The following is a 9,663-nucleotide window of genomic DNA, read 5'->3' on the forward strand; positions in this document are numbered from 1 at the left end:
TGGGTTCGTTGAGGATCCGGCGGAGGTTGACGTCGTCGTCCGGGTTCACGAGTACGCGCAGATAGGCGAGCGCGTCCTTGATCTCCTTGCGCTCGTAGAAGCGGGTGCCGCCCACGACCTTGTACGGAAGGCCCACGCGCAGGAGGATTTCCTCGAGGCTGCGGGACTGCGCGTTGGTGCGGTAGAAGACGGCGACGTCGCCGGGCCGGTAGTCGCCCGTGTCCACGAGCCTGTCGATCTCGCCGGCAATGAACCGCGCTTCTTCGTGCTCGTTCTCCGCGGCGTAGCCGATGATCTTCTCGCCGTTGCCCTCGGCCGTCCAGAGCGTCTTCTCCGGGCGGTTCGGGTTGCGCGAGATCACGGCGTTCGCGGCGGAGAGGATCGTCTGCGTGGAGCGGTAGTTCTGCTCGAGCTTGATGGTGCGGGCGTTCGGATAGTCCTTCTCGAACTCGACGATGTTGCGGATGTCGGCCCCGCGGAACGCGTAGATGGACTGATCCGAGTCGCCAACGACCGTCAGTTCAGCGGGCTCACCGCTCTGCTGGTCTCCTGTTGCCCCCACGAGCTCCCGCACCAGCGCGTACTGGGCATGGTTCGTGTCCTGGTACTCGTCAACGAGCACGTGCCGGAACCGCCGCCGGTAGCCTTCCGCGACCGCCGGGAACGCCCGGAACAGGTAGACCGTCTCGGCGATGAGGTCGTCGAAGTCCATGGCGTTCGACTGCCGGAGCCGCTCGGTGTAGCCCTTGTAGACCTCGGCGACGCCGGCCTCGAACACGTCGTTGAGGTTCGCGCGTGCGGCGAAGTCGTCCGCGTCGATGAGCTCGTTCTTGAGCGCGGAGATCTTGTTCTGGACGGCCTTCGGCGCGACCTTCTTCGGATCCAGCTCGAGGCCCTTGTGGACGAGCGTGATGAGGCGCAGCGAATCGGCCGCATCGTAGATGGAGAAGTTCGAGTTGAGGCCCACGGCCGAGGCCTCGCGCCGGAGGATCCGCACGCAGGACGAGTGGAAGGTGGATATCCACATACGCTTCGCCCGGTCGCCGACAAGCGACTCGATGCGCTCGCGCATCTCGGCTGCGGCCTTGTTGGTGAACGTGATCGCGAGGATCTCGCCGTGATGGGCGCGGCCCGTGGCGATGAGATACGCGATGCGGTGCGAGAGCACCCGTGTCTTGCCCGAACCCGCGCCCGCCACGATGAGCAGGGGGCTTCCGGCATGGATCACGGCCTCGTGCTGCTGGGGATTCAGCCCCTCGAGGAGGCGCTCGGCGCGTTCGTCCGGTTCGGGGACGGGAGGCTCGAGCGCGTCCGGTTCCTGCGCACCCCCAGGCGTACCGGGCTTGGGCAGGTCAGCATACGGATCGAAGAGCATCTCCATGATGCATCCATTTTAAGCGCGAACAGCTCGGGCCGACGCCGTTCGCTACGCCGGCCCGAGACCCTTCCGCGTGTGCCCAGCCAGCCGGGCGCTCAGCCCTGCGGCTGCTGGCGTCGCACGCCGTAGTGATGCCCTTCCGAATCGGTCTCGACGTCGATGCCCTCGAGTTCCTGGAACTCCTTCAGGTCCTCGGGATTGCGCCCGTGCGCCTCGTCCTCCGCCAGAGTCCGGTGCGCTGCCGGCCCGTACACGCTGCGGAGATGGCCCATGGTCCGCATGAAATGGCTAAGCCGGCTATGGGGAGCGCCGGGTTCATGCCGGAACTCGCCGCTGGACTCGCTCACAGTTTCCTCCTCCTTGCCCATCGCACTCACATGCCCAGCTGCTCGGCTACTCAGTCGTCTCGATCGTCGCCTGCACCGTCTCGTTGCTCGCGAAGACCTTCCTGATCAGGTCGAGGATGCGGTTCCTGGACGAAAGCTGCTCCACGACGATCCCCTCAAGGCGGTTCGCGATGCCCTCGTCGAGCCATTCGCGCGCGTAGAGCGCCAGCGGCTCGTAGATGGCGATCGCGGCGTAGAGCGCCTCGAGGGCCAGCGGCAGCACGGCGAGGTCCTTGAGCGGCTCGTCCGTCTTCCGGAGCATCATGTGCGCCTCGTGGTCCAGGCCGTCGGCGAGATGTCCCGGGGGGACCGCCACGTTTCGCTCCAGGTCGGCGAAGAGGTCCTCGAGGACGGCCGCGTGGACGCGCGCCTCCTCCTGCAGGTCCCGCATGAGGGCGTTGACCTCCCGGCGCTGGGCGTGCTGCTCGAGCGTCCCGAGGGTCACAATCGCGCGGCGGCTCGTGCCGCGTGCGATGCCGAGGCGGTAGACGAACAGCTCGTGGGCTTCGGTGAAGTACTCGAACACAGCGCGACCTCGCTCTCCGCGGACCTGCCTGCCGCGAACACCGGCCGGCCGCGCCGGGCATTTCCTCCCTCAATTTTCCCGCGGTGCGGGACGGGCGGCAATGCCTTGCGCGGCCGGGTCATGACGGCGGGTGCCAGATGCCGGTCAGGCGTCGGCGCTGCGATGCTGCTCCGCAAGGTCGGCGGGATCGGCTTCGACGATCACGGGCTCCTCGTCGATCAGGCCGTCCTCTTCATCCCAGACCGGGAGATCCGGTTCCACGGAGTAGTCGAGCGACGGATCCTCTTCCTCGGGGAGGCTGCGGATCGGATCTTGGCCTTCAACGCTGGCCATCGTGTCCCTCCTTCGCATCGGTTTCCGGTCTCTCCAGCACAGCACCGACGGCGGGGAGGGTCAAGGGGATCCAGCGCTCAGGCGATGCGCACTTCGGCGAGCGCGTCGAGGATCTGGCCGACCGCCGTCGTGCCTCCCGCGGCGAACCACGTAAGGCCGTTGACGTCCACGGTGCCCGTGGTTCCGCCGGCCGCGCGGACGATCGCCTTGCCGGGAAGCCAATCCCATTGGGGGCATGAGTGCTGGAACCAGGCGCCGATCTCGCCTTGGGCCACGCGCGCCAAGTCGCACGAGCCGGAGCCGAGGATCCGGATCGAGGCAGCCTTCACGGCCGCGTTGTGCCACGGCATAGCAGAGAGCGGCTGCTCGAGCCATCGCGGCTGGATCGAGGTGGCGGTGCCGAGCAGGCCGAGCGGCGCCTCCTCGGGACCGGCGAGGGGTTCGCCGTTGAGGCTCGCCGGGACGTCGGTTCCGCCGATCCACAGCTTCTCCTCCTGCGGCTGGAACACGGCTCCGAGGATCACGTCGGGGTCAGTCTCGCTCGTCTCGGCCTCGCCCCGGAGTGCGATCGCCGAGCACCAGTACCGGGAGCCCGAGAAGAAGTTGAACGTCCCATCCACGGGGTCGATGACCCACGTCCGGCCCGAGGCGGACGGGATGGAGGCACCCTCCTCGCCGAAGACGCCGTCGTCTGGGCGGCACCGGCCCAGCTGGGCGACGACGTAGGCCTCCGCGGCCTTGTCCGCGGCGGTCACGATGTCGGAGACAGACGTCTTCCGCTCGGCAGAGAGCCCCTCGAGGCGCATCTGCAGCGCGAGGCCGCCTGCGTTGCGCACCAAGGCGGCCGCGAGGGCGGCGTCGTCGAGGGCGGGGTCCAGGGCCAGATCATGCGTCAGCTGGGGCACCCCACCAGCGTAGCGATAATGGAAAGATGTCCAAGACCCCTGCCCAGCGTGCGCGCAAGCACGGCACCAGCGCCGCCGTCGCGCCTTCAGGGCGCAGCGCGCCGCCCGAGCAACCACGGAAGGCGCAGCCCGGCGAGGGGAACCCCAAGCTCATTGTCATCGCGGCGCTCGGCGCCACGCTGTTCATGTTCTGGTACTTCCACCTCCTCACGCTGACGCAGATGACCCAGCTCAGCAATGGCCTTGCGATGCCGGACTCGCTCGTGGGCGGCTTCTCGGCCGATTATCTGGAGCGGCTCCGGGGCGTGATGGACGCGGACGCGCTGGGCCAGCTCAGCTACGTGCACAAGACGGCGGGGACGATCTTCGCGATCGTCTTCGCCCTGACGTTCGCCGTGGTCTTCGCCGCGTGGGCACGGCCGCGGGCCGCGCGCTGGGCGGGCGTCGGCCTCGCCGCGGCGTTCGCGGTGGTGCGCATCGCCGGATTCGTCGCGATCGACGGCGCACTTGGCTCACGCCCGTTCGACTCCGCTCAGGCGACCCTCGCCTCGGTGCTCGTGATCCTCGGCTGGGTCCTGTTCGCGGTCGTGGTCCTCGGTGGTGCGGCCGTCCTGTTCCTCAACTGGCGGCGGAGGCCTGGGTCGCCGAGCGCAGGCTCCTGATCCTCGCGCGCGTCCGCCTCGCCCCCGAGAAGATGACGGCCCCCATGAGGGCGATTCCCAGCGTGATCGAATAGGCCATGACCCGCTCGAGGAGGCCGGGCAGCGGAACGTGAAGCCGCGTCACCGCGGCCACGATCGTGGCTATGGCGGCAATCGCGCCCAGCACGAGCACCGCCCACCCGGCACTCGTGCGCCCGAGCCACTGCACCCCCAGCACCACGAGCGCGAGCGAGCTGCCGCCGAAGTAGAAGCCTGCCGCCGTCAGATGGAGCGCGGCGATCGTGTCCTCGGGCACGAGGCCCACCACCACGAGCCCTGCTCCCGAGAGCCCCAGCAGGACGCGCACGGCGGTCGCGGCGAAAGCTTCTGCCGGGGACGGGCCAACCGGGGCGGAGGACCGTGCTGGCGCGTGCCGGGCGGCCACGCACAGCACGGACGATGTGATGAGGAGGGCCGCCAGGATCATCCCCAAACCCTGGAGCACGAACGAGCCGTCCATGAGCCAGTTGAGCGGTGAGCAGACGCTCCGACCGCTGTGGGGCTCGCACCTGAGGGCGCCGAGATCGCTGATGAAGTTCTCCGAGAGGCTGTAGGGGCTGGGTCCAGCCCAGCGCAGCGCCACCACAGCCTCGGCCACGAAGAACTGCACCACGCTCACGGCAGACCAGGCGCCGAGATAGTGGCGGACGTCCGCCGGGGCGGGGAAGGGCTGGCGCGAACGCATGAGCCCCAGACTAGCTATATGCTAGAAGCCGTGCCCGGAGTCCCGGGCGGGCCCCCGTAGCTCAGTAGGATAGAGCGGCCCTCTCCTAAAGGGCAGGCCATCGGTTCGATTCCGGTCGGGGGCACGTGGAGTCGTCAACCCGGGATCTCCGCGCTTACCTCCGCGGCACGTGGACCGTGCAGCGCTCCCTGCTGGACCGCGCCACCGGGGCGCGCGGCAGCTTCTCCGGCCTGCTGACCTTTACTGATACGGACGACGACGGCGCCCTCCTCCAACGCGAAAGCGGCACCATCCGCTGGGGGCAGCACGAGGGGCCGGCCACCCGAGAATACGTCTGGCGCCCCACGTCCGAGAGCGACACGATGGACGTCTTCTTCCCCGACGGCCGGTTCTTCCACCGTGTGAGCCTCTCGGCCGAGCCGGCGTCCCCGGGTTCAGCTGGGGCCGAGGCCGAGCACTGGTGTGCGCCGGACACGTACCGCGTTTCCTACGAGGTTGTGGGGCCGGACGAGCTGCGCTACGAATGGGACGTGATGGGCCCCGCGAAGGACCTGCTCCTCACGACCGTCCTTGCGCGGATGCCGTAGGACCCGCGTCACCCCTTCGACTCTGGGCCACGAGCGCCGGGATGACGTGATCGGTGAGCAGCGGCGCGAGGTCGGGAGGCAGCTCGCCGTCCACGTCCAGCCACCGCAACTCGGCGATCTCCCTGGCAGGGTGGATCTCGGCGGGATCATGGAAGCCCGGGGCCGTGAACACGGTCGCCTCGATGTCCGTGCCGGCTTCATTGGCCGCCCGGGCCACCCAGAAGCCCATGAGTCCGAGCTCCCGTGCCGGCACCTCGATGCCCACCTCCTCTGCGAGCTCCCGGCTTGCCGCCTCGGCCGCGCTCTCGCCAGGCTCGGGCTTCCCGCCGGGGTGCATGAACCGGTCGGTCCCGTTCTTCCGGACGGTGAGGAGCCGGCCGTCGGGTGCGAAGACGCACACGGCCGAGACGATGATGCGAGCGCTCATCCGTCGAGCCTGACGGCGGAGTCCACGGCTGCTTCCTCGGCCACGGCCGCAGCTTCGGCGAACTGCGTGGTGTAGAGCTCGGCGTAGCGGCCCTCGGTGGCCAGGAGGTCCGCGTGCGTCCCCCGCTCCACCACGCGCCCGCCTTCCATCACGAGGATCAGGTCCGCCGCGCGGATCGTCGAGAGCCGGTGCGCGATCACGAGCGCGGTACGTCCCTCGAGCGCCTCGGTGAGCGCCGCCTGGACCGCCGCCTCGTTGGTCGAGTCGAGCGACGCCGTCGCCTCGTCGAGGATCACGACGCGCGGCTGGGCGAGCAGGAGGCGCGCGATCGTGAGGCGCTGGCGCTCGCCGCCGGAGAGGCGGTCGCCGCGCTCCCCCACCACGGTCTCGAGGCCGTCGGGCAGCGAGCGCACCATGTCGTCGAGCCGCGCACGCCGCAGCGCGTCCCACAGTTCGTCGTCCGTTGCGACGGGCGCCGCGAGGCGGAGATTGGCCCCGATGGACTCGTGGAAGAGGTGGCCGTCCTGGGTGACCATGCCGACCGTGGCCCGGAGGGATTCGAACGTCGCGTCCCGCACGTCCACTCCCCCGATCCGCACGGCACCGCTGTCCACGTCGTACAGGCGCGAGATGAGCTGCGCCGTCGTCGACTTCCCCGCGCCGGAGGAGCCCACGAGCGCAACGGTCTGCCCGGGCTCCACGCGGAAGTCCAGCCCGTGCAGGACCTCTTCGCCCCCGCGGGTGTCGAGGACCGCGACCTCCTCGAGCGAGGCGAGCGAGACCTTCTCCGCGGAGGGGTACGAAAAACGGACGTCGTCGAACTCGACGGAGACCGGCCCCTGGGGAAGCGGCGTGGCGTCGTCCTTCTCCCGGATGAGCGGGACGAGATCGAGCACCTCGAAGACACGCTCGAAGCTCACGAGCGCGCTCATGATGTCCACGCGCGCGTTCGAGAGCGAGGTGATCGGCGCGTACAGCTTGGTCAGCAGCAGGGCGAGCACGACGACGTCGCCCGCCGCCATCTGCCCGCCCACGGCGAGCGCGCCACCCACCCCGTAGACCACGGCCAACGCGAGGGAGGAGACGAGCGTGAGCGAGGTGATGAACGCGAAGGCGAGCACGGCGCTGCGCACTCCGATGTCCCGCACGCGCTTGGCCTTGGCGGCGAACTCGGCCGATTCCTCGTTCGGACGGCCGAAGAGCTTGATGAGCGTGGCGCCGGGCGCGGAGAATCGCTCGGTCATCTGGTTGCCCATCGCCGCGTTGTAGGCCGCGGCCTCGCGGCGCATGTCCGCGATCCTGGCGCCCATCCTCCGTGCCGGGAACAGGAACAGCGGCAGGATGAGCAGCGAAAGGACGGTCACGATCCACGACTTCTGCACCATGACGGCCACGGTCAGGATGAGCGAGACGCTGTTGCTCACGATCCCGCTCAACGTGCCGGCGAAGGCGGACTGCGCACCGATCACGTCATTGTTGAGCCGGCTCACGAGTGCCCCGGTGCGCGTGCGCATGAAGAACGCGATCGGCATCCTCTGGACGTGGTCGAAGACCGCGCGCCGCAGGTCGAGGATCACGCCCTCGCCGATCTCCGAGGACAGCCATCGCGCCACGAGGCTGAGCCCCGCATCGGCGATCGCGAGCAGGCCGATGAGGACCGCGAAGAAGGCAACCGGACCAAGGCCGCTGCGCGCCACGATCGCGTCCACGACCTGGCCCGCGAGCACCGGGGTCGCAACGGAGACGACCGCGGCGAGGATCGAGACGAGGATGAACACGAGGATGCGCCCGCGATAGGGCACAGCGAAGGCGAGAACCCGCTTGAGGGTCGCCTTCGTGAACGGATTCGCCCCGTCCTTCGCCTTCCCCATGGCGTGCATATAGCTCCACGCCGCCCGGTCCATGCTCATGCGCGGTCTACCGCCTTTCCTGCGGATCGTCGGGGACTTTCTCCAGAAATGGAAACGCCCGCTGGCTCGCGATTGGGGGGTGCGCGAGCCAACGGGCTTGCAACAAGCATAGACCAGGCCGAGCGAGCCGTAAAATCAAATGCCGTCGAGGAAAGGTTGTGAATGTCCGTCTCTGCGATTGCCTTCCAGCGCTGGATCAGCCAGTTGGCTCCGGGCTCCAGCACTGCGGATGTCTGCCGTCAGTCTGGGGTCAAGAGGAGCACTCTCGCCCAACAGCTCGTGCGCGGCAAGGTCGCGGAAACGACCGTCGTGGCGGTGGCTCGCGCGTATGGCCGCAACCCCGTGCTCGGCCTCGCCGAGTTCGAACAGTACCGGGAGCTCGCCGCGAGCGTTGCGCCTCCCACCGACGCCGAAGTGCTCAGCCAGACGCCCACGGCGCGGCTGCTCCAGGAGCTGCTCGTGCGCGTCGGCGCCCAGCCAGTCCACGCGCCGGCGGCGCTCGCCCCGCCCGATGCCGGGACCGCGGAGCCGGCGGCGGTCAAGCAGTGGGTCGAGGCGATTGACGACGGCGAACTCCGCCACCGCGTGAGCGTCGCCGCGGGCATTGCCCCCCAGAACTACTCGGCCCAGCTCTCTGCCAACCGCCTGACCCCCGAGCTTGCGGTACGCACCGCGAGGGAGGCCGGCGTGGGCCTCCGGAACGGGCTGGTGGTCACGGGACTGGTGACCGCCGCCGAAGCCGGCTGGCCGCCGTCGGCCGTCGAGGACGCCCTCGGGCGCCTCAGCGACGCCGAGCTCACGCTCCTCGCTTCGGAGCGCCTCGCCGCCCTGGGCCGCGCGCTCAAGCGCCAGGAGCACGACGAGCGCGCCTCGCGCCGAGCCTGGGACCACCTCGCATGATCTGGCTTCAGTGGACGACGTGCGCGATCGTCACGGTTCTGGTCCTCACGCGGGTTCCGGCGTTGCTCCGCGGCAAGAACCGCCTCATGTTCTGGCTCATGACGCTGCTCGACCTCGCGATCCTCCTCAGCATCGAGGGCCCCTATCTGCTCGCGGATCGGCTGCTCGGCGGCCACAACACGGCGAACCTGCTCCTGCGGTTCATCATCTTCGGCTTCTGCCTCCTGCTCAGCGTCCGGGTGGCTCGCGCGTTCTCGGGCTTCCGCGCCGAGCGTGTGCTCCTCGGGCCGGTCGGGCTCGGGTTCCTCGGCGTCGCGAGCGTGGTCCTCGTGGCCTCGTTCGTGCTAGCCGGGCTCACCACCTCGACCGTGGGGTTCTTCACGCCAGACCTCGAGTTCTGGCCGGCCGTCTACGGGACCGTGGGGCGTCTGTACCCGACGTTCACAGGCCTGGTGGTGCTGCCGGTCCTCGCCAGCACCGTGCGCCGACGCGGTCCGGTCACCCTTCGGACGGCCGCCGGCCTGCTGGCGCTCGGCTACGTTGCCCTCGCGCTGTCCAACATCATCACAGTGCTGCCCAGAGAGGCGCTGTGGCTGTCCCAGACGATCAATTACGGCACGATCCTGCTGCTCTGCGCAGGCCTGACGCTCATTTGGGCCAGCTCCCTCGCGGCCCGGTATTCCCGACGCGCAGTTGCCCGGGGCAACGTAAAAAATCCACACAGTTGACAAACGAATTCACAAAATCATTACCGTGTGCCAGAATCATGAATGTGTGAACGCGACCTGTCAGGGGGATGGGCGGTTCCTGTATTGGGGGGATGAGTGGCGGGGGGGGGCCGGCGGCCCCCCCCCCCCCCCAAACAAACCCCCCGCCAACCCAGAGTTCCCCTCACGAACGGGCCGGGCCCTCCCCACCCGCCCAC

The 9,663-nt window shown here is 69.1% G+C and carries 12 protein-coding genes and 1 tRNA gene; 5 read left to right on the top strand and 8 right to left on the bottom strand.

Features of this window, described 5'->3' with window-relative positions; all coding sequences use genetic code 11:
* From ACTHL9_RS10820 to ACTHL9_RS10840, 5 genes are all read right to left on the bottom strand, one after another.
* A partial coding sequence (locus tag ACTHL9_RS10820; protein ID WP_440519014.1) for a UvrD-helicase domain-containing protein occupies nt 1-1,381 on the bottom strand: 1,381 nt, incomplete at its 3' end.
* A 92-nt stretch (nt 1,382-1,473) separates the two neighbouring features.
* Nucleotides 1,474-1,725: a hypothetical protein gene (locus ACTHL9_RS10825; protein ID WP_440519015.1), complete on the bottom strand. Its 252-nt coding sequence runs from the start codon at nt 1,723-1,725 to the stop codon at nt 1,474-1,476.
* Nucleotides 1,726-1,771: 46 nt separating this feature from the next.
* Complete coding sequence (locus ACTHL9_RS10830) at nt 1,772-2,290, bottom strand: DUF892 family protein (protein WP_440519016.1); 519 nt, start codon at nt 2,288-2,290, stop codon at nt 1,772-1,774.
* A gap of 144 nt (nt 2,291-2,434) precedes the next feature.
* Nucleotides 2,435-2,623: a hypothetical protein gene (locus ACTHL9_RS10835; protein WP_440519017.1), complete on the bottom strand. Its 189-nt coding sequence runs from the start codon at nt 2,621-2,623 to the stop codon at nt 2,435-2,437.
* A 77-nt stretch (nt 2,624-2,700) separates the two neighbouring features.
* Nucleotides 2,701-3,519 carry an inositol monophosphatase family protein gene (locus tag ACTHL9_RS10840; RefSeq protein WP_440519030.1) on the bottom strand — a complete coding sequence of 273 codons (819 nt, stop codon included), beginning with the start codon at nt 3,517-3,519 and terminating at the stop codon, nt 2,701-2,703.
* Nucleotides 3,520-3,554: 35 nt separating this feature from the next.
* On the opposite strand from ACTHL9_RS10840, the gene ACTHL9_RS10845 reads away from it, so the two are divergent.
* A complete protein-coding gene (locus ACTHL9_RS10845) occupies nt 3,555-4,190 on the top strand; it encodes a hypothetical protein (RefSeq protein WP_440519019.1) in 636 nt (211 codons plus the stop codon).
* On the opposite strand, the gene ACTHL9_RS10850 is transcribed toward ACTHL9_RS10845, so the two are convergent.
* Nucleotides 4,147-4,914 (bottom strand): DUF998 domain-containing protein, encoded by a 768-nt coding sequence (locus ACTHL9_RS10850; protein ID WP_440519021.1) that lies wholly within the window; start codon nt 4,912-4,914, stop codon nt 4,147-4,149. The two genes, ACTHL9_RS10845 and ACTHL9_RS10850, sit on opposite strands and share 44 nt — an antisense overlap.
* A gap of 50 nt (nt 4,915-4,964) precedes the next feature.
* Here ACTHL9_RS10850 and ACTHL9_RS10855 point away from each other — a divergent pair.
* Together ACTHL9_RS10855 and ACTHL9_RS10860 are read left to right on the top strand one after the other, a co-directional pair.
* Nucleotides 4,965-5,038: transfer RNA gene (locus tag ACTHL9_RS10855), tRNA-Arg, on the top strand.
* A gap of 1 nt (nt 5,039) precedes the next feature.
* Nucleotides 5,040-5,501: a DUF6314 family protein gene (locus ACTHL9_RS10860; RefSeq protein ID WP_440519022.1), complete on the top strand. Its 462-nt coding sequence runs from the start codon at nt 5,040-5,042 to the stop codon at nt 5,499-5,501.
* Here the strand turns inward: ACTHL9_RS10860 and ACTHL9_RS10865 are convergent.
* Together ACTHL9_RS10865 and ACTHL9_RS10870 are read right to left on the bottom strand one after the other, a co-directional pair.
* Nucleotides 5,473-5,928: an NUDIX hydrolase gene (locus tag ACTHL9_RS10865; RefSeq protein WP_440519024.1), complete on the bottom strand. Its 456-nt coding sequence runs from the start codon at nt 5,926-5,928 to the stop codon at nt 5,473-5,475. The genes ACTHL9_RS10860 and ACTHL9_RS10865 overlap by 29 nt on opposite strands.
* On the bottom strand, nt 5,925-7,838 hold the full coding sequence (locus tag ACTHL9_RS10870; protein WP_440519026.1) for an ABC transporter ATP-binding protein: 1,914 nt from the start codon (nt 7,836-7,838) through the stop codon (nt 5,925-5,927). Before ACTHL9_RS10870 ends, ACTHL9_RS10865 begins: the two co-directional genes overlap by 4 nt.
* A 162-nt stretch (nt 7,839-8,000) precedes the next feature.
* Here ACTHL9_RS10870 and ACTHL9_RS10875 point away from each other — a divergent pair, with 162 nt between their 5' ends.
* Nucleotides 8,001-8,738, top strand: a complete 738-nt coding sequence (locus ACTHL9_RS10875; protein ID WP_440519027.1) for a hypothetical protein — start codon at nt 8,001-8,003, stop codon at nt 8,736-8,738.
* The gene (locus ACTHL9_RS10880; RefSeq protein WP_440519029.1) at nt 8,735-9,466 is read left to right on the top strand and encodes a hypothetical protein; all 732 of its coding nucleotides are present in this window, start codon (nt 8,735-8,737) and stop codon (nt 9,464-9,466) included. Before ACTHL9_RS10875 ends, ACTHL9_RS10880 begins: the two co-directional genes overlap by 4 nt.
* Nucleotides 9,467-9,663 lie beyond the last annotated feature (197 nt).

The organism is Sinomonas sp. (genome assembly GCF_051955515.1).
GTDB lineage: Bacteria > Actinomycetota > Actinomycetes > Actinomycetales > Micrococcaceae > Sinomonas.